The sequence below is a fragment of the Lentzea sp. NPDC055074 genome (assembly GCF_053608005.1).
The window spans coordinates 1-23,994 of sequence record NZ_JBSGUQ010000015.1 but is presented as its reverse complement, the minus strand read 5'-3'; the positions used below and the strand labels follow the sequence as shown (position 1 = coordinate 23,994).

The following is a 23,994-nucleotide window of genomic DNA, read 5'->3' as shown; positions in this document are numbered from 1 at the left end:
GCCTGCCTCAGCTCAGGTGGCGAGCAGCACCTCCAGCGCCTCCGCGGTGTCCGGGTAGCGGTCGAGCAATGCCACACCACCGGCCGCGGCCTGCCACGACCCCTCACACCCCAGCAACTCCGCCACCGCGTCACAGGTGGCGGGGTGCGAACTCAGCAGTGCCAGGCCCTTCCCGCCGCTCGCACGCACAGCGACAGGCGCGGGCTGGTCGTGCCAGGGCGGCACCCACTCGTCCAGCGCCGGGAGCCTGCCGGGGAACACCCGGCCCGCCTCGCGGATCAGCAGCGGGACGAACTGGGCGCCGCGCGAGCGCAGGGTGCTGATCAGGGTGGGCAGCCAGGGCAGCAGCAACTGGTCCGGCAGGTGGGCGAAGGCGTTGGACATCGTCTCCACGACGAAGTCCACCAGACTCGGCACCGGGTCCAGGGCGTGCACGAAACCGCTGAGGTAGCGCGGATAGCTCGGTAGTGACAGGGGGTTGCCCAGCAGGTCGTCGCAGCGGGCACGCAGTTCCGCTCGCGGCAGGGTGCCCAGGTGGACCTGGGCGGCCCACAGGAGCGCCACCTTCGACGGTTCCTCCGGGTGGGACTGGGCCACCGCCAGTTCCAGCTGGGTGCGGTCGCACCCCAGGGAGAGGGCCAGGGACTCCATGCTGAACAGGAAGCCGAGCATCGCGGCCACCTGGTCGACGCCTGCCTCCTCCTCGGTGAACGCCGTCGGCAGCAAAGTGCAGTAGTGCGCGTAGCCGGTGCGGACGAAGGACTCGATCCACTGCGGCAGAACGGGTTCGTTCGTGCGGTAGTAGGCGAGCAGACGGCGGGAGTGGCGCAGGACCTCCGGCGCGCCGTCCACCGTGCGTTCGCCCGCCAGCACCGCCAGCGCTCTGGTGCCCAGCTCGCCTGCCAGGCGTGGGCTGTGCAGGTAGCGGAGGGCGTCCTCGACGGCTTCGAGGACGCTCGCCGCCGTCGCCCGGGGGTCGTAGGCGCTGCGGCGCAGGCGTTGCTCCACGACCTGTTCGACGCTGACGCCCTCGTAGCCCAGCTCGATCAGCGAACGCTGGTGGGTGCCGAGGGCAAGGTCCCAGGACTCCTGGATCGGGCGTTCGCCCAGCTTCCGCTCGCCCATGATCGGGCGGGCCGCGCCGTGGGGCATCAGGTAGCGCAGCATCCACAGCAGGTTCGAGCACGGTTCCAGCTCCGGCTTCGAGGTGATGTCCAGCAGCGCTCGCTGGACTCCTCGTTGCTGGAGCTTGAGGTCCAGCGGGGCCAGGCGGTCGTGCACGTCGCGGGCCAGCGGCGGCAGGGCGTCGTAGCCGACCTGCCCGATGCGGTCGCCGCCCATCATGATCTCGACCAGGCGCCGGACGTCGCGGCGGCCGGGGACGACGTCCTTCTCGATGCAGGTGACCGCGGCGTCCTGGAAGTCGTACGGCGTCGGCCTCGCCCGGTCGCGCATGCCCGCCAGCAGGATCGAGGTCTCGAAGACCGCGATCGCGTCGGCGGTGGAGGCCAGGTAGCCGTTGCGGCGGGCCGCCCGCACGATCTCCACGGACCAGTCCAGCAGCTCGGCCTCGTCGAGACGGTCCAGCACCGGTGGTCGTCGCAGGAAACCGGAGAGCTGGTCGGCCGCGGGCAGGTCCGCGGCCGGACCGGGCAGCGCCGCGGGCTTGCGGGCCTTCTTCCCGCCCGCCTGGCCGGCGAGCTGGAACGGTTTCACCTTGGTGCGCCTCAAGTTCTTGGCCCACTCGGTGGCCGCGATGGACACCGAACCCGCCACCAGACCGAACTGCGCCTCGATCGCCGCGTGGCTCGACGGGATCAGGCCGTGCTGCCACACCGTCGCACTGCGCGGGCTGATCACGAAGCCGTCGCTTCCGGCGACGCCGAACTCCGCGACCCGGCTGGCCGCGTGGAAGGCGCCGCACACGTACAGGCAGTCCGCCGGGTCCGCGCCGGTGGCCGCCAGGTGCTCACGCATCCTCGTCCACATGTAGCGCTCTCGGTCCTCGTCGACCCGCACCCGGTGCGGATCACCGGGCGCGAGCCGCCGGAACAGGCTGCCGATCAGGAACATCACCTGGCGGTACGTGTCGTGGTCGCTGTCGCCGAGCGGGAGCTCGACGTACTGGTGCCACCACTCCGACCAGTGCCGCACCTTGCCGTGGTGCAACAGGTGCTCCTCCAGCTCGGCGAAGCGCGGCCGCAGGTCGCCGATCTCCACGCCGACCGCGTCACCGTGCAGCGCGTCGTCGTCCGCCTGCCTGGCCTCCGGCGGCTGCCACTGGAACACGTGGTCCGAGGAGCGGTCCACCAGGACCAGCTCGACCCCCGGGGTGTCTAGCGCGTAGGCGATCGCCTGGTACTCCGCGGACGCCTCGGTGATCGGTGCGACCACCGACAGCGGCGCCCACTCGGCCGGGAAGCCGTCGACCTCGCTCGAGAACGCCTGCACCGCCACGGGAAGACGGCAGTTGCGCAGCTCGGTGAGCAGCGGCGCCATGTCCTCGCACAGCTCCAGGTAGATCACCTTCGGCTGCTTGTCCCGCAGCCTGCGGGCCATGGCCACCGCGGACGACGGCGAGTGGTGGCAGACCGGGAAGATCTCCAGCGGTTCGGAGACCGCCCGGTCCACGTCGTCGACCATGCCGAGCAGGATGCCCTCCAGGGCACCCGGTCCGTCGGCGAACGTCGTCGCCGCCTCGTTCAGCTGCGTGCGCAGCGACTCGAAGCTCACGAGAGGGTGGCGATCGTGTCACGGCCGCCGGCCAGGAACTCCGGCCACTCGCCGCCCTCGTCCTTGCCGCGCGGCTCGACCACGCCGTGCAGGTACTTGTTCATGATCGCCAGGTCCTCGGGCGCCCGCCGCGACAGCGACCCCACCAGCGAAGAACCGAGCGTGCGCGCGGTCAACGCCTGGTCGCCGAAGAAGTTGCTGTGCAGGATGGCGTCCTCCAGCACACCGATCTGCTCGGCGGTGGAGAGCGCGGACTCCAGCTTCTCGTCGTCGCTGCCCGCCGCGGCCGAGGCGGCGCGCAGGTCGGCGAAGCTGCGCAGCAGCACGTCCAGCAGGGTCGGCGGCACGTCCAGCTCGATCTGGTGGCGGCGCAGCAGTTCCTCGGTGCGGAACCGGACGATCTCGGCCTCGCTCTTCTTGTTCGTCACCACGGGGATGCGCACGAAGTTGAACCGCCGCTTCAGCGCCGACGACAGGTCGTTGACGCCGCGGTCACGGCTGTTCGCGGTGGCGATCACCGAGAAACCGGGCTTCGCGAACACGATGTTGTCGCTGTCGAGCTCCGGCACCGAGATGTACTTCTCGGACAGGATGGAGATCAGCGCGTCCTGGACGTCGCTGGTCGAGCGGGTCAGCTCCTCGAACCGGCCGATGGTGCCGGACTCCATCGCGTTCATGATCGGCGACGGGATCATCGACGCGCGGGACTGGCCCTTGGCGATCACCATCGACACGTTCCACGAGTACTTGATGTGGTCCTCGGTCGTGCCCGCGGTGCCCTGCACCACCTGGGTGGAGTTGCGGGAGATCGCGGCGGCCAGCAGCTCGGCGAGCCAGCTCTTGCCGGTGCCGGGGTCGCCGATGAGCAGCAGACCGCGGTCGGACGCGAGCGTGACGATGGCCCGCTCGACGATGCCGCGGTCGCCGAACCACTTCTGCGCGACCTCCCGGTCGAGGCCGTCGGACCGCTCGGCGCCCAGGACGAACAGGCGGATCATCTTCGGCGACAACCGCCACGAGAACGGCTTGGGGTTGTCGTCGACCGACTCCAGCCAGTCGAGTTCCTCGGCGTACTTGAGCTCGGCGGGGGCGCGCAACAGGTCGGACATGGTCTTGTGGTGCCTTTCGGGAAGGTCGGCCTGGAAGAACCGGCGGAAGTCAGATGGTGAGGAACGTCTTCAGCTCGTGGACGAGCTTGCGGATGTGGCCGGAGATCACCGGCGTGCCCAGGTCCTTGAACCGCTCGCGGAACCACGGGTTCACGCTGCCGCGGCCCGAGCTCGTGACCGAGCCGACCGGGATGAACTTGGCCCCGGAGCGGTGGATGGCCGCCATCGAGTCGTAGAGCTGCTCGCAGCGGGACTCGTAGAAGTCGGAGATCCACACCACCACGGTGTTGCGGGGCTCGGCGATCTTCGGCTGGGTCAGCGCCATCGCCACCGTGCCGTCGGTGCCGCCGCCGAGCTGGGTGCGCAGCAACGTCTCGAACGGGTCCGCCACCCACGGCGTGAGGTCGAGCGCCCTGGTGTCGTAGGCGATCAGGTGCACGTCGACCTTGGGCAGTCCGGCGAAGATCGAGGCCAGGATGGTGCAGTTGACCATCGAGTCGACCATGGAACCGGACTGGTCGACCACCGCGATGAGCCGCTGCGGCGTGGTCTTGCGCGCCGTGTGGCGGTAGTAGAGGCGGTCGACGTAGAGCCGTTCCTCCTCCGGGCTCCAGTTCGTCAGGTTCTTCCAGATCGTGCGGTCGAGGTCGAGGTTGCGGAAGACCCGCTTGGGCGGCACCGACCTGTCCAGCGCTCCGGCGGACGCCTTCCGCACCTGCGTGCGCAGCACCTCGGCCACCTCGTCGACGAAGCGGCGGATCAGCGACTTGGCGTTGGCGAGGGCGACCCCGGAGAGGTTGTCCTTGTCCCGCAGCAGCTGCTCGATCAGCGACATGCTCGGCGTCAGCTGGGCGGCGAGCGCCGGGTCCGCGAGCACCTCGCGCAGGTGCATGCGCTTGACCAGATCCGCTTCCAGGGCACCGAGTTCGGGGCCGATCTGCGGGATCAGGGTGCTGAGGTCCGGAGTGCCGGTGCCGGCACCGGTGCCGGTCGGGGACGCCTGGCGGCCACCGCCGCGCAACTGCCCGGGCCGGCAGCCCAGCGCCCGTTCCAGCCAGCCCGCGTCGGCCTGCCACCGGGACAGCTGCCCGGCCGTGACGGTGCCGGACCCGGTGCTGAAGACGTTCAGCAGCACCTTCGACACCAGGGCGGCCCGCCGCACCTCGGCCGCCTTGTCCCGCTCGTCCCCCGTCTCGGGGACCATCACACCGTCGAACTCGGCGGCGAGCTCGGGATGGCGTTGCACGATCGAGTCGACCCCCGCCTGGTGGTCGAGCAGCGCGGGCGGCAGGCCGATGTCCTGCAGCACGGCCAGGCTCGCGGACTCCAGAGTGGACTGTTCCTCGTGGTCGAACAGCCGGGACAGCAACCGCCAGTAGAGGACCTGCCGGCGGTTCTCCTGTGCGTCGGTCATTTGCGCAACAACCTTCCGGCGCGCTCGCGGAGCACCGTCGCCGCGTCGGTCGCGGCCTTCTCCGCCTTGACCCCGGCCTTGTCCGCCGCGCCACCGGCCCACGCACCGGCGTGCAGTGCCACGGTCTTCTTGCGCGCGGTGGTCTCGACGGCCAGCGGCTGGACGCGGAACATGCCCGAGTCCCAGCGCAGCAGGCCGATGCACGCGGTCGACGCCGCCACCGCCTCCGGGGTGAGCGGCCCGGCGGCGGGCACCCGGTCGGTGTCCACGGCGACGGGCTGCCCGGCGAACGAGAACGTCAGCGCCTCGCCGGCCTGATCCGCCGCGTAGCCCTCCAGGAACACGGGCACGGCGATGCGCGCCGGATGCCGGTCGAGCGGTGCCGTCGGCGACGTGGTCGCGGAGGGCAGGACGACCCGCGCGGTGGCGAACGGGTCCGCCGGTGCGCCGGGCTTCGCATGCTCGTCCCGCCACACCAGATCGCCTTCGGCGGTGATCGGCATGTCGGTGAGGTCCATCGACCTGCCCTCGCTGACCGCGGCCAACAACGACAGGTGCGGCCGCAGCACCTGCCAGATCCCGGCACCGATGATCGTGTCGGGCTTCGGCGCGGACACGCTTGCCCGCACCAGACGGGGCGTGCCCCCGTCCGCCGGTTCGAACACCGCGTGCACCTGGGCCTGGGCAGCGGTCGCGTGCTCGTGCAGGTCGACGCCCAGCGGCAGCAACCGCCCGGTCACCGTGCTCGTGGGAGCCTCCATCACGCCGGGCAGTGTCAGCAGCAGCGCACGTGACCACAGATCTCCCCAGCGCCGCACCGGAATCCGCTCCAGCGCGGAACCGGGGCACGACGCCGCCAGCTCGGCCGCGAACCCGTCCAGCAGCGCGGCCAGCCTGCGCAGGCGAGGCTGCGGCAGCAACGCGGAGACCACCGGCGCGGCACCGGAGACCAGGTCGTGGTCGATGCCCTGCCACCCCGCCCGAGCGAGGTCGGCGAGCCAGGACCGGGCCGCCAGCACCAGGTTCTCGGCCTGGCCACCACCCGGCACCGGCACAGTCGCGCCCGCCTCGGCACGGCCGGTCGCCTGCTCGATCCGCGCCATCAGCGCGTCGTGCACCGAGCCGAACAACGCGATCCGCGCCGCCGCAAGGGAAAGGAGGTGCTCCTCCCCCGCCGCACCGGCCGCCGCCTTCTCCGCCGCCTCGGCCACCCTCGCCCCCAGCGGGGACGCCGCCATCGCGTCGGCCAGCGCCACCAGCCCGGCCGCCTGGGCGGGCTGGGGCCGCAACAGCCCCGCGGTCAACGCCTGGTCGGCACCGGCGACGGCCGCCAGCACCTCGTCGATCCCGTCGACGGGATCCGCCAGCAGATCGGCGCGCATCACACCACCGCCCTGGTCGGCGGGAACCACTGCAGCTCCGGCACCGGCGCCGTCGTCGGCGGAAGCTCCACATAGGCCAGATGCCTGAGGAACCGGCTGAACACCTGCGCCGCGGCAGCACTGTCCGCCTGCGACGGCCGCGTGCTCGTCATGACCGAGTGGATCGCCTGCGCGTCCACGTCAGCACCCTCGACCCGCAGGTACCGCGCCACCCGCTCCGCCCCGTACTGCAACACCGCCTCGGTGATCAGGGCGAAGATGTGGTTGCAGAACGAACCCCGCGCGCCACCGCACGGCCGGTTGTTGTTGGTGCTGCACGCGAACTCGTAGCTGCCCGCCGCAACCGACGAGACGTACACCCGCTCGATGTCCGAGCCACTGGACACCACCCCCTGCAACCGTCCGTCCGCCAGCTCGACGAACGGCACCTTGGCGAGCTTGCGCGGACGTGCGGGTGGCAGCACCCGCGCCGTGCTCGCGCTTTCCCAGTCTGACAACGATTCCTCTCCTTGCCCCCGAGCGAGTCGATCCGCCTGTCCGGCGGTGCGCTGGGGACGTTAGCGGCGAGCACCGACAATTTTCGGCGGCTTCGGGTCACAGGGCGGATTCGGCAGGTCGAGATCCTCGAAAAAAGTTCTGGAGGCGATGTCGGATCCGGGTCGTGGCGTTCGTAGCAGGGGTGAGGCCACCCGAGAGGGACGCGGCACCCGGAGCGGAGGAACCACGACCATGAAGCTGACGACCATCACCCAGACCACCCTCGACGGAGTGGTGCAGGGCAACGGTGGCGCGTCCGAGGAGGACCGCCGCCAGGGGTTCGAACGCGGCGGCTGGGCCCGCGGCAAGGGTGACGCCACCACCAGGGCGTTCATCGACGACACCTACCAGCGGGCCGACGCGTTCCTGTTCGGACGGCGGACGTACGACCTGTTCGCCGGCTCCTGGGGGACGCTGACGGAGGCCGACGTCCCCGGTTGGGAGCCCGTCCTGCGGGCCTTGAACGCCCGGCCGAAGTACGTGGCCACGACGACGCTCACCGATCCCGCGTGGGCGGGCACCACCGTGCTGGCCGGTGACCTCGCGGCCGCCGTCTCGGACCTCAAGACCAAGCCCGGTGGTGAGCTGCAGGTACACGGCAGTGGCACGCTGGTCCGGTGGCTGCTGACGAACGACCTGGTCGACGAGCTGACGCTGATCGTGGTCCCGGTGGTCGTCGGGCAGGGCGCGCGGCTGTTCCCGGACAGCGGGCCGGACCTCGCGTTCGAACTGGTCGAGTCGCGCACCGACTCCAACGGTGTCGCGACCCAGGTCTACCGGCCGGCCGGGCGTCCTCGGTACCGGCCGAGCTGAAAACACCACGTCCACAGGAGAGGATCCACCGATGCGCTACCTGGTCTCTGTCATCGACGACAAGGAAGATCCCGGCAGCACCGACAGGATGCCTGCCATCAGCGAGTTCAACGAACGGTTGATCGCCGACGGCCACTGGGTCTTCGCGGGAGGACTCGCGGACACCGAGTCGGCCACCGTGGTCGACAACCGTGGTGAGCAGGCCGTGTTCAGCGACGGGCCGTTCGTGGAGTCGAAGGAGTACCTCGCGGGCGTCTGGGTGTGGGAGGCGCCCGACCTGGACGTGGCGCTGGAGCTCGCCGCCGAGGCGTCGAAGGTCTGCGACCGCAAGATCGAGGTGCGGCCGTTCCGATGAGTGACGCCGAGCAGGCGGTCGTCCGGGCCCACAGCGAGGAGTGGGCACGGGTGGTCGCCTCCCTGACCAAGCGCTTCGGCGACCTGGACGTCGCGGAGGAGGCCGCTGCCGAGGCGTTCGCGACCGCCGTCGAACGGTGGCGCGCCGACGGCGTCCCGCCCAACCCCGGCGCCTGGCTCACCACCACCGCCAACCGCAGGGCCATCGACCGGATCCGGCGCGAGAGCAAGCGCGACGACAAGCACGAGGAGGCTCGGAAGGTGCACGACGACACCCCGCCCGAGCCCGTGGGCGTCATCGACGACGACCGGCTCCGGCTGATCTTCACCTGCTGCCACCCGGCGCTGGCGATGGAGTCGCGGGTGGCGCTGACGTTGCGCATGGTCGGCGGACTCGCGGTGCCCGAGATCGCCCAGGCCCTGCTCGTCGCCGAGAGCGCCGTGGGACAGCGGATCACCCGTGCGAAGGCCAAGATCAAGGCCGCGCGCATCCCCTACCGCGTGCCGTCCGCCGAGGACCTGCCCGCCCGCGTCTCCGGTGTGCTCACCACCCTGTTCCTCGTGTTCAACGAGGGCTACCTCGCCACCGGGCCCGGCACCGACCCCCTGCGGCACGACCTGACCGCCGAGGCGATCCGGCTCACGCGCCTGATCCGCGGCCTGCTGCCCGGTGACGGCGAGGTCACCGGGCTGTTGGCGCTCATGCTGCTCATCGACGCACGGCGGGCCGCACGGGTCTCGGGCGGCGAGCTGGTCGCCCTCGACGAGCAGGACCGCGGTGCCTGGGACAGGGCGTTGATCGCCGAAGGCCACGGCCTCGTGCGCGAACGCCTCGCGTCGGGCGTGGCTCCCGGGCGGTACCAGATCCTCGCCGCGATCAACGCCGTGCACACCTCCGCCCGCGACATGCGCGACACGGACTGGTCGCAGGTCCTCGCCCTCTACGACCAGCTCGTCCGCCTCGACCCGTCCCCGATCGTCGCGCTGAACCGGGCCGTGGCGGTCGCCGAGCTCGACGGACCGGAGGTGGCGCTGGCGGCCGTCGACCGGCTCGGGGAGAGGCTGGACGGCTACCACGCCTTCCACGCCACCCGCGCCGACCTGTTGCGCCGGCTGGGCCGGAGCCACGAGTCGCGCGAGGCCTACGACCGGGCCATCGGCCTGGCGGGCAACACCGCCGAGACCGCGCACCTCACGCGCCGCCGTGACCAGCTGCGGAGCGACTGACCAGCGTGGTGTCCCGCGAGGCGCGGCTCCGTCCTGATAGGAAAGATCTCGTGGGCACACGACCTCGGTTCGACCTCGTCGGCAGGGCAGCGGGCCTGCTCGCGCAGCGGCTGCTGAAGCTCCCTCCCGCCATCTCGCGCGACGTGACCGTGGAACGGGATCTCCGGATCCCCACCCACGACGGGAAGACCCTGATGGCGAACCACTGGGCGCCGGCGGGCGGTGACGCGCCCACGGCCGTGATCCGGACGCCTTACGGGCGCACCGGACCGCTGGACTGGTTGTACGGGCGGGCCCTCGCCGAACGCGGCCTGCACGTCCTGACCGTCAGCTGCCGGGGCACGTTCGGCTCGGACGGCGACTTCCGCGCGATGCGGCACGAACGCGAGGACGGCCTCTCGGTCCTGAGCTGGCTCGGCGAGCAGCCCTGGGCCGGCGACGTGGTGCTGACCGGCAGCAGCTACCTCGGCTACACCCAGTGGGCCGTCGCGGCGGAGGCCCCCGTGCGGGTCAAGGCGATGGTGCCGCACGTGACGTCCTCGCGGCTGGCGCTGGCGTTCCTGCGGCCGGACCGCTTCGAGATGGAGACGCTGCTGGGCTGGTCGGTGAGCACGGCCACGCAGGAACGGCCGGGTGGCCTCTGGCGCGCGTTGCTCGGCATCGGCCGCAAGCGCGTCGAGTCGGCCATGAGCACGCTGCCGCTGGTCGACGCCGACACCGCCGCGCTCGGCCGGAAGTGGCCGTTCTACCAGGACTGCCTGCACCACGACCAGAACGACCCGTTCTGGGTGAACGAGGACCACTCCCCCGCGGTCGGCGACGTGACCGTGCCCGTCAGCTCGATCGCGGGCTGGTACGACATCTTCCTCGCCGACCAGCTCCGCGACTTCCAGGTGCTCAGGGCGGCCGGCCGGGAGGCGCACCTGACGGTCGGGCCGTGGTGGCACGCCCACGTCGGCGGGATGGCCGCGGTGCTCGCAGACACGATCGGCTGGGCCGCCGCCCACGCCCGCGGCACCGCACCACCGCGCAAGCCGCCGGTGCGGCTTTTCGTGATGGGCGTGGACGAATGGCGTGACTTCGACCAGTGGCCGCCCACCGGCCACCCCCACCGCCGCTGGCACCTCGCTCCCGGCTCGCTGGGTCCCACGCCCGGTCCGCAGGCGTCACCGTCGTCGTTCACCTACGACCCCGCCGACCCGACGCCGTCGTTGGGCGGCCCGAAGCTGGAGAGCCGCGGCGCGGGCCCCGTCGACAACCGCAAGCTCGAGGCACGCGACGACGTCCTGGTCTTCACGTCCGCCGTGCTCGACGCCGACGTGGAAGTCATCGGCGAGGTCAGCGCGGAGGTGTGGCTGCGCGCGGACCGCCCGTCCTGCGACCTGTTCGTCCGTCTGTGCGATGTGGACGGACGCGGCAGGTCCCTGAACGTGTGCGACGACCTGGTGAAGGTGCGGCCGGACGGCGTCACGAAGGTGACCGTCGAGCTGTCACCGACCGCGCACGTGTTCCGGCGCGGGCACCGGATCCGGGTGCAGGTGTCGGGCGGGGCGTTCCCGCGGTTCGCCCGCAACCTCGGTGACGGCGGGCCCGCGAACTCCGCGACGGGACTGGTGCCCACCACGGTGGAGGTCTTCCACGACGCCGACCGCCCGTCCGCGATCCTGCTGCCGCAGAAGTGACTCCGGCCGACGTGGCTCACTTGCGCGGCGGCGCGAGGCAGAACCTGGCGTAGTAGACGAACGCCCTGGAGCCGGTCCAGTTGGGCAGTTCCAGCTGTTCGCCGCCCGTCAGGATCTTGTCGCCGTTCGTGTCGCCCTTCTGGATCGCCTTGGTGTAGACGGTCTTCCCGTACTGAGTCCACTGTGCACCGGTGAGCACGTCGGTGCCGAACCGTCCGGCGAGCAGCCGGGCCGCGTAGTCCACGATCGCCTCGACGGTGGGCTCGCCGGCGTCGGAGAACTGGGGCCGCGGCACCCGTGAGCCCTTCTTCTCGGCGTCCGTCATCGCCGAGAACGCGACGTCGCAGGCCACGTCCTTGAGGATGTCCCGGGCGGCCTCGGCCAGCTCGTCCTTGACTGACTGGCCTGTCCGCACGGAGTTCGCGGCGGTCTGGGCCTGGCTCTGCACGATCGCCTGGTCGGCGTCGGCCGCCTGGTGGATCTTCTGGATCTCGGCGAGTCCGCGCCTCATGCTTTCGAGCGCGCCCACCTTCGCCTGGTCGGCACTGGACTTCGGCGCGTTGCGGAGCAGGTCGTCCACCTCGGTGCCCAGGGTTCCCAGATCGGTGGAGCCGCGCAGGATGTCGTCCGCGACAGGTGCGCGCTGGATCACGACGTCCGCGCTGCTCGTCCAGGACGTCGACGGCGGGCACTTCGCGGCTGTCACGAACACGAGGAGGAGCGAAAGGCCCAGTGCCGTCGTCGTTCTCGTCCGTGGAGGAGGCATGTCGCTCACCTCATCGCCGCACGGATGGCCTCGGCCATGCGGTCGCGCTCCACCGCGTTCTTCGGCGAGGCATTGGTTGTGGTGCGACTCGCGAGCACACCGATCTCGCGGACCGCTCCGTCCGCGCCCGAGATGACGAGGGTCGGTGGCATCAGGAGTTTCGGCGGTCCGCCCACCTCGACCCTCGCGATCTCCGGCAGCCCGCCGAAGTCCTCCTGCTCAACCAGCTCGCCGAGCTTCTCGGGCAGACCGGCGACGGGGTCGGGCGCGCCGGCCTTGCCCAGCGCCCAAGTCATCACCTTCACCACGTCGGTGACGTTCAACGGCGTGAACACGAGGCGCTTGGTGGTCAGCACGAGGTCACCGCCCACCGAGGTGAACCCGCCGGGCCGGAACGACGCCACGACACGTGTGACTTCGGCTTCGCCGTCGGCCATCACCACGGGCAACGCGTTCTTGCCGCTCCCGCCGAGGAGGCCTCCGAAAGCATCGAGCACGGACATGGCGTCCTCCCTGCTACGGCTCGTACCTCCCTCTCGCACTACTGCGTTGCGCGGTTACAGCGTTCACCCGAATGCCGCAGCCCGGGTCAGGCGGGGCACATCGCCATCAGCACCGTCGACCGCCTCATGTAGGCGACCGCCACCACCGTGACGTGCACGGACACCTCACCGAGCACCGCGCCGAGGGCCGCTGCGATGTCACGGGCCGTGCGCTGCGGCGAGCTTCCTCGCCACACCACGACCTCGACGGAGATCTCGTCCCCCGGCGTCACCTCGACGCTGTGCACGGCCGGGTGACACAGCGCGGTCTGCTCCACGAGCGACAGTCGCTCGTCCTCGGACATCGGCGTGTGCAACTGGACGACTCGGTGGCTGCGGCTGGACAACGGACACTCCTCAAGCGACTGGTGCGGGTAACGGCCATGACCACGGCGACGGCGGATTCGTCACGCTCGTTCACCGAATCGAGGTACTCCGAGCAGCCTCAGGTAGGCGAGCAGGGGTTGTGAGTGGCTGTGCAGGTTGGCCACGGGGTACGCCTGCATCGCGGTGCCGAAGTCGGGCAGCGCCCACGTCTCGCCGGGGCGGTCGCTGTCCGGGGCGAGGTAGCAGTCCGGGCCCGAGAGCGTGCCCGGCCAGATGTCCGGGTAGGCGGTCGTGTGTGCGTGCAGGGTCATGCGGCGCCACTCGTCCCAGGCCAGGTCCTGGTCGTACAGCGAGGCCGCCCAGACCAGGGTCATGTTGACCGAGAACCACACCTGGCCGTGCGTGTCCCCGGGGACTGGCCAGCGGTGACGGGCGCCCAGGGGTGAGTCGGCGCGGCAGGTTTCGTCGATGGTCCCGAGCAGTGCGCGGGCCTGCTCCGGGGTGGCGGCGCCGCAGAGGATCGCCCACGGCTGCACTTCCAGCCACAGGTCGTTCTCGCCCACGACGTGACCGCCGGGGCCGTGGGCTCGGCGGAACCAGCGGCCGTTCCACTCCTCCGCCACGAGCGCGCGGAGGTCGGTCGCGAGGTCGCGGGCCTCGGTGGCTGTCGCGGGGTCGTGCAGGCGGTCGGCGAGGTCCGCGTAGAACGGGAGCACCCAGGCGGCCATGGCCGAGTTCAGGACCGACTCTCCGCGTTCGATCATCAGGTCTCGGTCCACTCCGGACTCCGTGATCGCCAGGTCGTTCCAGTCCGCGTTCAGGATGCGGACGTGGCCGTGCTCGCCTGTGCCCACCTCGTCCACGAAGAACCTGAACTGACGTCTGAGGTTCTCGGCCAACGGAACCGGGTCGGCGTGGTGGCCGGGGTGGTAGGGCACGGGCGAGGCGAACGCGTCTAGGTCGCCCGTCACGGCGGCGTACTCGGCGGCCAGCCAGAGGGCCCACAGGTTCTGGTCGGACGGGCGGAACAGCTGCGTCCACGGCTGTTTGCGGCCGTCGAGTGCGTACGGCAGGTCGCCGTCGGGGCTGCCCCACGCACAGGTGTTGCGCAGCACGGACAACGCGAGGTCTGGTTCCCAGTGGACCAACGGCAGCGCGTGCTGCAGCGGATCCCTTGCGGCGCCGTTGAAACCGTGGCGGAACGAGTAGGCGGAGCCCTGGTTCAGGGTGTGGCCGCCGAGCACACCGTCCACGCACGCGGCGCCGGTGAGCAGTGCGGCGTGCCACGGGATCTCGGCCGCCACCTCCGGCACACGTGCGGAGACCGGGTTCGGGAGACGCCGGCGCAAGCCCTCCAGGCTTTCCCGGTAGATCGCCTCCGGGTCAGCGGGACCGTCCGGCAGGCCGAACCGGAACCACGCGATCACCCGCTCCCCCGGCGGTATCTCGAGGGCGACGCCCACCCTCAGCAGCCCGGTGGTGGTCTCGGCCCGTTCGCCGCCGAAGTTCTCCAGCGCGACGACAGGTGGGTCCGGCGGGGCGTCGCCGCGCGTCGGGCCGAACTCCAGGTTCACCTCGCGCGGCCGCACCTCCCACTCCTCGGTCAGCTCTCCGCGCAGCAAGGTGCCGCCGTGGTTGACCACCTCGACCCTGATCAGCACCCACGGCACCTCGCCCTCCGGGCAGAGGACCGTGCGCTCGACGTCGCCGGCCTCGACGCGGAAGAACGTCGGGCCGAACACCTTCACCGAAGCGGAGTCCGTGGCCAGCGCGCCGAACCGGGCGACGCCGGTGCGTTCGGCGAGCCACCGGCAGCCGAGGTGCTCGTCCCACACGCCGGTCAGCCCGTCGCTGTCGGCCACCAGGGTGATCCGGCGGTTGCCCACGTGCACCCAGTGCCGCGACGTCGGCGGGTCGATCACCGGGTCCCACAGCCGGGGGCCTGCCCGGTACTCGAACGCGGGCAGGCCCTCGGCGGTCGTCCACTCCCCGAACGCGCTCACGCAGGAAAGCGTTGCGGCAGAACCCTCACACGGGCAATCGTCCGTTCAGCGCCAGAACCTCCTGCGACGCTCCGGTTCGGCGGTCTTGCCCGCCACGAACTCCCGCAGCACCTCCAGCGTCCGCTCCCACAACCGGTCGACGTCCCCGCCGGCCGTGATCTCCGCGAGCAGGGCGCGCACCGGCTCGTACGCCGGTCCGGTGCGGCCGGCGACGAGGATGCCGAGCCTGCTGGCCAGGTCCGCGAGCAGGTCACGGCGTTCCCACGACGGCAGCGCCGCGTCCTGTTCCAGCCGCCCGATCTCCCGCGTCACGACCTCGCGCAGGTCCGCCGGCTCGACAGCCGGAGGCATCGATCCGGGCGCGGCGATCGGCGCCTGCTTGGGCGCCGCCCCGCGGGGAGCCGAACGGGAGCGCATGGCCTGCGGCGCGGGCGGGGGCATCGCCGCGTCGAACGAGGCCGGTGCGGCCGCGAACGGCGCCGGAGCGGCGGCGAACGCGGGTGCTCCTCCGGCGAACATCGGGGCGCCAGGGGCCTGAGGCTCCCAGCCCGCCGGCTGTTCGACCGGCTGCACCACGCGATGCACCGAACCGTCGGACACCACGCGCTCGTCCACCGCGACGAACGCGGTGAAGCGGCACAGCACACCGAACCGCAGCGACGTCTCCACGATCGACGACTCCAGCGTCCGGTCGCCCGCCGAGTACCGGTCCTCCAGGTCGCGCAGCGCGGCACGGGCCCACTGCGAGCGGACGGCCGGCGACGTGTGCTCGCGCACCGCCACCGTCTCCTGCCACTCCGCACCGTCGCGGGAACGGCCGCGCACGGTGTAGGACTCCGGCGCCGCGCCGCGGTACCGGCCGAACGCCACCAGCGGCACGCCCGGATAGACGGCCGTGGGCAGGCGCGGCAGGTCAGAGCCGGGCGACACCACGACGTCGGTGACGACCGGCGCGCCGATCCGCCGCTGGATGTGGGTCATCGCCTCGTCCAGCCGGTCCTCGCTCTCGACCAGTTCGCAGCGGCCCGCCCCGGCGGCGGCCAGCCTGCCGAGGAAGCCCGCGTTGACGGCCGTGTCGATGCCGACGGCGTGGATCCGCGTCCGGTTGATCAGCGGACCGATGTCGCGCAGCATCTGGTCCTCGTTGCCGACCTGGCCGTCGGTGACCAGCACGAGGACCGGGTCGCGGCCCGGACCGGCGTCCGCCAGCGCGCTCAGGCCCTGCCGCAGCGGTTCGTACATCTCGGTGCCGCCGCGCGCCCGCACGGCCGCCAGGTGCTCGACGGCGCGGAAGCGGTGCCGGTCCGTGGCCGTGACCAGTCCCGAGCCGAGCTCGGACGGCCGTTCCACCCGGTCGTCGAAGGTGATCACGGAGAACGTGTCGTCCGCGGTCAGCGTGTCGACGATGCGGGCCGCGGCACGCCTCGCCGCGACCATCTTCCAGCCCGACATGCTGCCGGAGCGGTCGAGCAGCAGCACGACGTCGCGCGGGCGGACCGGCGCCTCGGACTCGGGCGGCAGGACCGTCAGCTGGTAGGTGCCCTCACCGCTGTCGTCGACGTCGGGCACGCACACGACCGCCGACGAGTTCCCCTTGTACGCCAGGCGGAGCACGAAGTCGCGGTCGACCTTCTCCCCCGGCGCGATCGAGACCGTGCTGCCCTCGGTGACCACGGTGTGCAGGCTCGACCGCACCTCACCGAGCTCCAGCCCGGCAGGATCGATCTCCACTCCGATGGCGAGCCGCACGGGGTTCGGGAAGCCCGGCAGCAGCACCGGCGGCGTGATCCGCGAGGCGTCCGGCACCACGTCGGTGTCCTGCGCGTGGCCGTCACCGACCGACGGACCCTCCAGCGGCGTGCCCGGCACGTAGCGGGGCGCCACCACCAGCGGGAACCGGAACGTGGCCGCGCCGTCCTCGAACACCAGCGGGCCGACCAGGGTCAGCTCGACCTTCACCCGTTCCCCCGCGGGGATGTTGCCCACGCGCATGGTGAAGACGTCAGGCCGTTCCTCCTCCACGATGGACGCCCTCTTGCCCGCTGCGATCGCGTCGTCGTACGTCTGACGGGCCTGGGCGCGTTCCTGCAGGTCGGCTTCCACGGTGCGGTCGCCGGCGGTCATCTTCATGCCGGTGACGGCGGCGCGGTCCGGCAGCGGGAACACGTAGGTCGCTTCGAGAGCGGTGTCGTGGGTGTTCACGAACCCGGCCTCCAGCACCACCCGGCCGACCAGACCGGTGACGGAGGCGCGCACGTCGAGGTGCTCCAGCGGCAGGTTGCCGCGCTCGGTGCGCAGCGCGCCGACACCCGCGTCCTCGGTCGTCCGGCCGACGCGCTCGGCCTCCGCGGCCTTCATCGGGGCGACGGACAAGGTCATGACGGTTCCCTTTCGTTGAGCAGGCCACGGGCGGTGAGCAGGTCGAGCAGTGGCCGGGCGGCCGCGGCGATGTCCGCGCGGTCGGCGGCGGTCGGCGTCCCCGGCACGAGGACGACGGCACCTCCCCCGAGCGCGACGCCGTTGAGGGCGGACGCCGGGACGGGCGCGGGGGGCGGGGCCGGTGCGGCGGCGGGCTCGGCCCAGAACCTGGGGCGAACGGCCTCCGGCGCAGGTGCCTCACCGGACGAGAGCAGGTGTTCCGGCACGCGGGCGATGGCCGCCAGCGTGGTGTCGGTGGCGCCTGCGAGCTCGGCCTGGATGTCGGCCAGCGTCCTCCCCTGCGACTGAAGTCTCTTCACCGCCACCAGCTGGAACAGGTGACGCTGCTCGTACAAGGCCGTGCGGCCGCGCATCGCCGAGGGTCTGTCGACCAGCCCCGTCGTCGCGTACCAGCGGACGGCCCGCCGGTCGGGAACGTCCCGGACGCGGCCGTTGGGCGCGCCCCGGTACTCCGCCGCCAACGCGGCGGAGACGCGGTCCAGCAACTCGTCGAGCGTCCACACACCACGATAGTGACACTGCAACCGTGACAGTGTCAACGTCGAAACCTGATGATGTTCACGCCCGGTAGCCGGGTACCGTCCAGCGCGTCCGCGTGCCCCTGTTAGCCCCCCGACATGAGGACGGAGAGCACGAGTGACCACGGACGAGATCGGCACTTTGGCCGATCACAGCGCCGAGTTAGGCCGTTTGACGACCAAGAAGGCCCAGATCCACTACGCGCTGGAGCACATGCCGCGCGGTGGCACGGTCGAGGACGTCCGGCGCTGGCTGCACAAGCAGGGCCAGGTGGTACCCACCAGCTCCCACGCCAGGGTGATCGTGAACGAGTGGCGCGCCCGCAACGGCATGACCGACACGGGCGGCCACGCGCTGCTCACGCCGGAGCTGATCGCGGAGCTCGACAAGGCGGAGGCCCCCTCCCCCGCGGCGCCCGAGACTCCCGCGGCGGAGCCGTCCGAGCCCGCCGGCGCCAAGGGCTTCTACTTCGTGGCGCTGATGAGCATCGGCGTCAGCGTCGACACCTCGTGGCGGTTCTTCGAGCAGCGCCTGGGCATCACCGACGTCGTGGAACGGGTCGTCCTGTTCTCTGTCATGGAAGCGGCGCTCGTGGCGTGCGGCTGGGCGATGCGCGGCGGCGTGCGCCAGAACGGCCGTCCCGGTCCCGCCCGGCTCGTGGCGTGGGCGCTGACGGCGTTCGCCGCGTTCGCGGCCTTCAGCCTGTCCGGCCCGGTCGCCGGTGCCGCCCGAGTCCTGCTCGGCCCGGTCCTCGGCCTCGTGATGCTGCACCTCGCGCTCGGCATCGAGATCCGCGCGTCACGCCAACGCACGACCACATGGGCACGCATCGGCCGTGAGATGCGAGAGCGCATGTTGTCCCTGCTCGGCCTCGGCGACGACGGCCGCGACGCCCTGGCGCGCACCCGTGACAAGGCGGCCCTGCGCGCCGCGAAGCTGTCGGTCGCCAGCCGCTGGACGCCGCGCCGCAAGGCCCGTCTGCGCAAGGCACTGCACGCGTCGCACGTCGCGCACGACCCGGCGCAGCGCGATCGGATGCTGCGCGAGCTCGGGGTGCTGCAGCACGCCGACGCGCTGGCGAACACCACCCAGCCGTCGCCGTGGTGACTCCGGCCCTCATCTCCGACACCGCGCTCGCCGGGGAGATCACCGCCCTGATCAACCGCGTGTACGCCGGCGCGGAGGAAGGGATCTGGCTCGACGGCAAGGGCCGGACCTCCGAAGAGGAGGTCGCGGGGCTCATCGCCGCCGGGCAGATCGCGGTGGTCCGCTCTGGCGAGCGCATCGTGGGTTCCGTGCGCGTCCATCAGCTCGAGGACGGCGCGGGCGAGTTCGGCATGCTCGTCGCCGCACCGGAGGAACGCGGCACCGGCATCGGCCGCGACCTCGTGTCGTTCGCCGAGGACTGGGGCCGGGAGCAGGGCGCCGCGGAGATGCAGCTGGAGCTGCTCGTTCCGCAGGGGTGGGCTCACCCGGTGAAGGAGTTCCTCCGGGGCTGGTACACGCGCATCGGTTACCAGGTGGTGCGCAAGGACAGTCTGGAGAGCGCCTATCCGTTCCTGGCGCCGCACCTCGCCTGCCCGTGCGACTTCCTGGTCTTCCGCAAAGATCTCGTTCCCAGTACGTGAACTCTCAACCGGTTCGATCGAGGTGCGAGGTACCGTCCGCCCTCTGAGCCGAGTTTGAGGAGACGAACCGTGCGTCGTCGTATGCGTGGCACCGCCGTGGCCGCGATCGCGCTGACCAGCCTCATGGTGGTGAGCGCCTGCGCGAAGGACTCCGGTGGTGGTACCGCTCCCACCGGGTCGACGGGCGGCTGCGAGTTCGCCGAGCCGCCCGCCGCGTCCGTCGCGTCGAGCACCAGCGCCGTCAGTGGCGACAAGGTCGACGGCAGTGCGTTGAAGATCGGTCTGGCCTACGACATCGGCGGCCGCGGTGACGCGTCGTTCAACGACCTCGCCGCCGCCGGGTTCGACCAGGCCATCAAGGACATGGGCGTCAAGAAGGAGAACACCCGCGAGCTCTCCGCGGCTCCGAACGAGGACGAGTCGGCGAAGCAGACCCGCCTGCGTCAGCTCGCGACCGAGGGCTTCAACCCGATCGTCGGCGTGGGCTTCGCCTACACCGAGTCGCTGCGGGTGGTCGCGCCGGAGTTCCCGAACGTCAAGTTCGGCCTCGTCGACTCCGCTGTGGACGGTGCGGCCAACGTGACGCCGCTGGTGTTCGCCGAGCAGGAGGGCGCGTTCCTCGCGGGCGTCGTCGCGGCGTACCAGAGCAAGAAGTGCCACGTCGGGTTCGTCGGCGGCGTGGACATCCCGCTGATCCAGAAGTTCGAGGCGGGCTACAACCAGGGCGCGAGGACCGCGGCGCCGAAGGTGACGATCGACAAGAAGTACATCACCCCGGCCGGCGACTTCACCGGGTTCCAGGACCCGCCCAAGGGCCAGGAGGCAGCGAAGGGCCTGATCGACAAGGGCGCCGACGTCGTCTACCCGGCCGCGGGCGCGTCCGGCATCGGCGTGTTCGCCGCGGTGAAGGAGGCGGGTGTGCTGGCGATCGGCTGCGACGCCGACCAGTACAACCAGCCCGCGCTCGCGGCCAACCGCGACGTGATCGTGGCGTCGAGCCTCAAGCGCGTGGACGTCGCCGTCTACGACTTCTTCCACGCCGCGGCCAAGAACGACCTCGGGTCGCTGCCCGAGGTGTTCGACCTGAAGTCGAACGGCATGGGCTACGCGACGTCGGGCGGCAAGATCGACGCGAAGCTGCAGGGCATCCTCGAGGGCTACAAGCAGCAGATCATCGAGGGCAAGATCAAGGTCGCCGACCAGGTGTAGCGGCCGGACGGGTTGCGCGTCCTGGTCGGCACCCCGTGGTTCGATCAGGACATCTCATCGGGCTGACCTGCGGAAGTGCGACTCCTGCAGGTCGGTCCGGGTCCGTTGAGGACCGTTGAACCGCGCCATCAAGCGAGGGCGAGAGCGCGCACTTAGCGTTGTGGCATGACCCTGATCTTCTCCAGCCTCGTCGACGCACCCCTGGACGAGGTGTTCACCTGGCACGAGCGGCCCGGCGCGATCCAGCGGCTCACACCGCCTTGGCAGCCGATCTCGGTCATTCACGAGGCAAGCAGCCTCGACGGGGGTCACGCGGTGCTGGGACTCCCGCTGGGACTGCGCTGGAGCGCCCGGCACACGGGATACGCGCCGCCAAGCCGCTTCGTCGACGAGCTCGACTCCGCGCCGTTGAGCTGGGCTCTCAAGTGGAGGCACACCCACGAGTTCGAGGCGGAGGGGAGCCGGACGCGGATGACGGACCGGGTCGACACCCCCGTGCCCGGTGCGCTGCTGCGATCCATGTTCGCCTACCGGCACCGTCAGCTCGCCGCCGACCTAGCCTCGCAGGCCGCCGCGAAGGCAGCGGGCGCCAGGCCGATGACGGTCGCGATCACGGGCAGCAGCGGGTTCGTGGGAAGCGCGCTCTGGTCGTTCCTCAGCACCGCGGGACATCGAGTGGTGAAGCTGGTGCGCCGCTCCCCCGAGAACCCGGACGAGCGGCGTTGGGGCCCTTCACGCCCCGCACCGGATCTGCTGTCCGGAGTGGACGCGGTGGTGCACCTGGCGGGTGCATCGATCGCCGGGCGCTTCACAGAGTCGCACCGCCGGAAGATCCGCTCCTCCAGACTCGGGCCCACCCGTGCGCTCGCTGACCTGGCCGCGGCCGCCGGTGTGCCCGTGTTCGTCAGTGCTTCGGCCATCGGGTTCTACGGTGCCGACCGCGGCGACGAGGAACTCACGGAGGACAGCGAGCGCGGTGAGGGTTTCCTGGCCGACGTGGTGGCCGAGTGGGAGGCGGCCACCGCTGCGGCATCAGCGGCCGGTGTACGAGTCGTCAACGTGCGCACAGGGCTGGTGCAGTCCCCCAGCGGAGGCACCTTGCGCCTGTTCCACCCGCTGTTCTCCGCCGGGCTGGGCGGGCGACTCGGTGACGGGCGGATGTGGCAGTCGTGGATCGGCATGGACGACCTCGTCGACATCTACCACCGCGCGCTCTACGACGACTCGCTCAGCGGCCCGGTGAACGCGGTCGCGCCCGCGGCCGTGCGCAACCGCGACTACACGGCCACGCTCGCGAAGGTGCTGCGCCGCCCTGCGGTGCTTCCTGTGCCGTCCTTCGGGCCGCGGCTGCTCCTGGGTGAACAGGGCGCCAGGGAACTGGCGGAGGCGAACCAGCTGGTTCGTCCCGCCGCGCTGGCCAAGGCCGGCCACGCGTTCCGGCATCCAGAGCTGGAGCCGGCTCTGCGCCACCTCCTGGGGCGCGTCGAGTCCTAGCCCGAGTTGCGTCGGTTCTGAGTCGATTTTATGCTTCGGGTGCGCGTCGTGCTCCACCCACCGAAGGTCGTACCTCATGCCCGAGCTCTCCCGTCTTCCCCGGCCCGTGACCGAGTCGTGGGACTGGCAGCTGTCCGGCCTGTGCCGAGGCATGGACAGCACCTACTTCTTCCACAAACCCAACGAACGGGGCAGCGCACGAGAAGAGCGGGAAGCCGCGGCCAAGGCGATCTGCCAGAGGTGCCCCGTGATGCAGAAGTGCCGTGAGCACGCACTCGAGGTGCAGGAGACCTTCGGCATCTGGGGCGGACTGGGAGAAAGCGAACTGCGGGCGATGCTCAGCGCGCAGTACCGCCGCAGGCGGCCGTGACCTACACGCCCCGCGCGGTGGCGGCGATGCTGGGAATCGCCCCGACGACGCTCAGAACCTGGGACCAGCGTTACGGCCTGGGCCCTTCGCAGCGCAGCGAAGGAGGTCATCGCCGCTACCAGGAATCCGACGTGAAGCTGCTCGGGCGGATGATCGCGCTGATTTCCCAAGGCATCGCGCCGGCCGCCGCGGCCGAACTCGCCCGTCAGCAAGCTGTCTCCAAGCCCTTGCGGACACGGTTGCCACCGGACGACGACACCGTGCGAGCCGCTCGGCGCGGGTTCATCATGTCCGCGAACAGACTCGATGAAGCCTCGATGCTCGATCTGGCCGGCAAGCTCGTCGCCGACCACGGCGTCGTCGCCGCGTGGGACTCCGTGTTCGTGCCCTGCATGACCGAGTTGGGCAACACGATCGCCGAGCGTGGCAGTGGGGTCGAGATCGAGCACCTGGCGAGCGCGAGCGTCTTGCAGGCCCTGCGAGACGTACCGCGGTCGACCATGGTCGGCGTGCCGGCGGCACTGCTGTCGACGGCGCCCGAGGAACACCACGTGCTGGCCTTGGAAGCTCTCGGCGCGGCATTGTCCGAACAGGACTGCTCGTGGCGCAGCCTTGGCGCGCGGGTGCCTGCTCGCGCGTTGTGCGACGCCGTGGCGACTCTGCGGCCGGGTGTCACGCTCGTCTGGGCACACCGCGCCGACCTGGCCGCGGAGGTTCCCCTGAACGAGTTGCACGCGCGGTCCGACACGGTGCTCGCGGCCGCGGGGCCAGGCTGGGCGGACGTGGAGCTGCCGTCGTTCGTGCGGCGGCCAGCGACGCTGACGGACGCCATCGAACTGGTGCTTTCTCGCACCTCGCTTTAGGAATCGCCAGCGCCGAGGGCCCACGGCGAACGCTGCGGTGCGGCCACTCGGGATTCTACGGAGGTCAGGCTGTGAACTCTCACCACGGCGACCAACCCGTGCTGATCACCTCAGCGGCACCGTCCCACCAAGAGCAACTCGCGGCCAGACGACGCAGGTACGCCATCATGATGAGCCTTCGCATCCCGTGCATCGTGCTCGCCGTGGTGTTCGCGAAGATCTGGTGGCTCGCGCTCGCCCTGATACTGCTTTCGGTTCCGCTGCCGTGGGTGGCCGTCCTCATCGCCAACGACCGGCCGCCGCGCAAGGCGGAGACACCGGAGCGCCTGCGGCCGTTCCGCCGCGCGCTCACGCCCGGAGCTGAGAACATCGACCGCCGATGAAAGACGATCCTCAGCTACGGCGGCAAATGCGTTCGTGGTCGAGCGTTCCCCCCACGAACTTGCTTACCGTGACATGAAGGACGGTTGGTTCACTGCCCGCAGTGTCTTCATCGAGGCTGTGGGTCCGGCGTTCTGGGAGCGGAAGTCATGAGTGCCATCACCACGCCGACGAAGCCGGCCAACGCGGCCGCGCGCGTCGC

At 71.1% G+C, this 23,994-nt stretch carries 22 protein-coding genes; 11 read left to right on the top strand and 11 right to left on the bottom strand.

Annotated elements, in window-relative coordinates; all coding sequences use genetic code 11:
* Positions 1-12: 12 nt before the first annotated feature.
* From ACWF7A_RS29510 to ACWF7A_RS29490, 5 genes are read right to left on the bottom strand one after another with little or no spacing between them, the layout of a single operon-like run.
* Entirely contained in the window at positions 13-2,733 is a 2,721-nt protein-coding gene (locus tag ACWF7A_RS29510; RefSeq protein ID WP_452253751.1) for a DUF5682 family protein, read from the bottom strand.
* Positions 2,730-3,842, bottom strand: a complete 1,113-nt coding sequence (locus tag ACWF7A_RS29505) for an ATP-binding protein (protein WP_452253750.1) — start codon at positions 3,840-3,842, stop codon at positions 2,730-2,732. Before ACWF7A_RS29505 ends, ACWF7A_RS29510 begins: the two co-directional genes overlap by 4 nt.
* A gap of 49 nt (positions 3,843-3,891) precedes the next feature.
* Positions 3,892-5,256, bottom strand: coding sequence for a VWA domain-containing protein (locus ACWF7A_RS29500; protein ID WP_452253749.1), 1,365 nt, complete (start codon positions 5,254-5,256; stop codon positions 3,892-3,894).
* A complete protein-coding gene (locus ACWF7A_RS29495; protein WP_452253748.1) occupies positions 5,253-6,668 on the bottom strand; it encodes a hypothetical protein in 1,416 nt (471 codons plus the stop codon). The genes ACWF7A_RS29500 and ACWF7A_RS29495 overlap by 4 nt, the downstream gene beginning before the upstream one ends.
* The gene (locus tag ACWF7A_RS29490; RefSeq protein WP_452253747.1) at positions 6,638-7,135 is read right to left on the bottom strand and encodes a hypothetical protein; all 498 of its coding nucleotides are present in this window, start codon (positions 7,133-7,135) and stop codon (positions 6,638-6,640) included. Before ACWF7A_RS29490 ends, ACWF7A_RS29495 begins: the two co-directional genes overlap by 31 nt.
* A 232-nt stretch (positions 7,136-7,367) precedes the next feature.
* Here ACWF7A_RS29490 and ACWF7A_RS29485 point away from each other — a divergent pair, with 232 nt between their 5' ends.
* From ACWF7A_RS29485 to ACWF7A_RS29470, 4 genes are read left to right on the top strand one after another with little or no spacing between them, the layout of a single operon-like run.
* Positions 7,368-7,988 (top strand): dihydrofolate reductase family protein, encoded by a 621-nt coding sequence (locus tag ACWF7A_RS29485; protein WP_452253746.1) that lies wholly within the window; start codon positions 7,368-7,370, stop codon positions 7,986-7,988.
* 31 nt (positions 7,989-8,019) lie between these two features.
* On the top strand, positions 8,020-8,343 hold the full coding sequence (locus tag ACWF7A_RS29480) for a YciI family protein (protein WP_452253745.1): 324 nt from the start codon (positions 8,020-8,022) through the stop codon (positions 8,341-8,343).
* On the top strand, positions 8,340-9,569 hold the full coding sequence (locus ACWF7A_RS29475) for an RNA polymerase sigma factor (protein ID WP_452253744.1): 1,230 nt from the start codon (positions 8,340-8,342) through the stop codon (positions 9,567-9,569). Before ACWF7A_RS29480 ends, ACWF7A_RS29475 begins: the two co-directional genes overlap by 4 nt.
* 50 nt (positions 9,570-9,619) lie before the next feature.
* On the top strand, positions 9,620-11,251 hold the full coding sequence (locus ACWF7A_RS29470; RefSeq protein ID WP_452253743.1) for a CocE/NonD family hydrolase: 1,632 nt from the start codon (positions 9,620-9,622) through the stop codon (positions 11,249-11,251).
* 16 nt (positions 11,252-11,267) lie between these two features.
* On the opposite strand, the gene ACWF7A_RS29465 is transcribed toward ACWF7A_RS29470, so the two are convergent.
* The 6 genes from ACWF7A_RS29465 to ACWF7A_RS29440 form a co-directional block, all read right to left on the bottom strand.
* On the bottom strand, positions 11,268-12,017 hold the full coding sequence (locus ACWF7A_RS29465; RefSeq protein ID WP_452253742.1) for a hypothetical protein: 750 nt from the start codon (positions 12,015-12,017) through the stop codon (positions 11,268-11,270).
* Positions 12,018-12,022: 5 nt separating this feature from the next.
* Positions 12,023-12,520, bottom strand: a complete 498-nt coding sequence (locus tag ACWF7A_RS29460) for a hypothetical protein (RefSeq protein WP_452253741.1) — start codon at positions 12,518-12,520, stop codon at positions 12,023-12,025.
* Positions 12,521-12,606: 86 nt separating this feature from the next.
* On the bottom strand, positions 12,607-12,906 hold the full coding sequence (locus ACWF7A_RS29455) for a hypothetical protein (protein ID WP_452253740.1): 300 nt from the start codon (positions 12,904-12,906) through the stop codon (positions 12,607-12,609).
* Between the two features lie 60 nt (positions 12,907-12,966).
* Complete coding sequence (locus tag ACWF7A_RS29450) at positions 12,967-14,889, bottom strand: GH36-type glycosyl hydrolase domain-containing protein (RefSeq protein ID WP_452253739.1); 1,923 nt, start codon at positions 14,887-14,889, stop codon at positions 12,967-12,969.
* 45 nt (positions 14,890-14,934) lie between these two features.
* Positions 14,935-17,268 carry a VIT domain-containing protein gene (locus tag ACWF7A_RS29445; protein ID WP_452253738.1) on the bottom strand — a complete coding sequence of 778 codons (2,334 nt, stop codon included), beginning with the start codon at positions 17,266-17,268 and terminating at the stop codon, positions 14,935-14,937.
* Positions 17,265-17,831 carry a MerR family transcriptional regulator gene (locus ACWF7A_RS29440; RefSeq protein WP_452253737.1) on the bottom strand — a complete coding sequence of 189 codons (567 nt, stop codon included), beginning with the start codon at positions 17,829-17,831 and terminating at the stop codon, positions 17,265-17,267. The genes ACWF7A_RS29445 and ACWF7A_RS29440 overlap by 4 nt, the downstream gene beginning before the upstream one ends.
* A 133-nt stretch (positions 17,832-17,964) precedes the next feature.
* Here ACWF7A_RS29440 and ACWF7A_RS29435 point away from each other — a divergent pair, with 133 nt between their 5' ends.
* The 7 genes from ACWF7A_RS29435 to ACWF7A_RS29405 all read left to right on the top strand — a co-directional run bounded on the left by ACWF7A_RS29435 (position 17,965) and on the right by ACWF7A_RS29405 (position 23,794).
* The gene (locus tag ACWF7A_RS29435) at positions 17,965-18,954 is read left to right on the top strand and encodes a hypothetical protein (protein ID WP_452253736.1); all 990 of its coding nucleotides are present in this window, start codon (positions 17,965-17,967) and stop codon (positions 18,952-18,954) included.
* On the top strand, positions 18,951-19,475 hold the full coding sequence (locus ACWF7A_RS29430; RefSeq protein WP_452253735.1) for a GNAT family N-acetyltransferase: 525 nt from the start codon (positions 18,951-18,953) through the stop codon (positions 19,473-19,475). Before ACWF7A_RS29435 ends, ACWF7A_RS29430 begins: the two co-directional genes overlap by 4 nt.
* A gap of 81 nt (positions 19,476-19,556) precedes the next feature.
* Positions 19,557-20,684 carry a BMP family lipoprotein gene (locus ACWF7A_RS29425; RefSeq protein ID WP_452253927.1) on the top strand — a complete coding sequence of 376 codons (1,128 nt, stop codon included), beginning with the start codon at positions 19,557-19,559 and terminating at the stop codon, positions 20,682-20,684.
* A gap of 165 nt (positions 20,685-20,849) precedes the next feature.
* Positions 20,850-22,178, top strand: a complete 1,329-nt coding sequence (locus tag ACWF7A_RS29420) for a TIGR01777 family oxidoreductase (protein ID WP_452253734.1) — start codon at positions 20,850-20,852, stop codon at positions 22,176-22,178.
* Positions 22,179-22,254: 76 nt separating this feature from the next.
* Positions 22,255-22,548 (top strand): WhiB family transcriptional regulator, encoded by a 294-nt coding sequence (locus tag ACWF7A_RS29415; protein ID WP_452253733.1) that lies wholly within the window; start codon positions 22,255-22,257, stop codon positions 22,546-22,548.
* Positions 22,545-23,411 carry a MerR family transcriptional regulator gene (locus ACWF7A_RS29410; RefSeq protein WP_452253732.1) on the top strand — a complete coding sequence of 289 codons (867 nt, stop codon included), beginning with the start codon at positions 22,545-22,547 and terminating at the stop codon, positions 23,409-23,411. The genes ACWF7A_RS29415 and ACWF7A_RS29410 overlap by 4 nt, the downstream gene beginning before the upstream one ends.
* Positions 23,412-23,482: 71 nt before the next feature.
* Entirely contained in the window at positions 23,483-23,794 is a 312-nt protein-coding gene (locus tag ACWF7A_RS29405) for a DUF3099 domain-containing protein (protein WP_452253731.1), read from the top strand.
* The last annotated feature ends 200 nt before the right edge of the window (positions 23,795-23,994 follow it).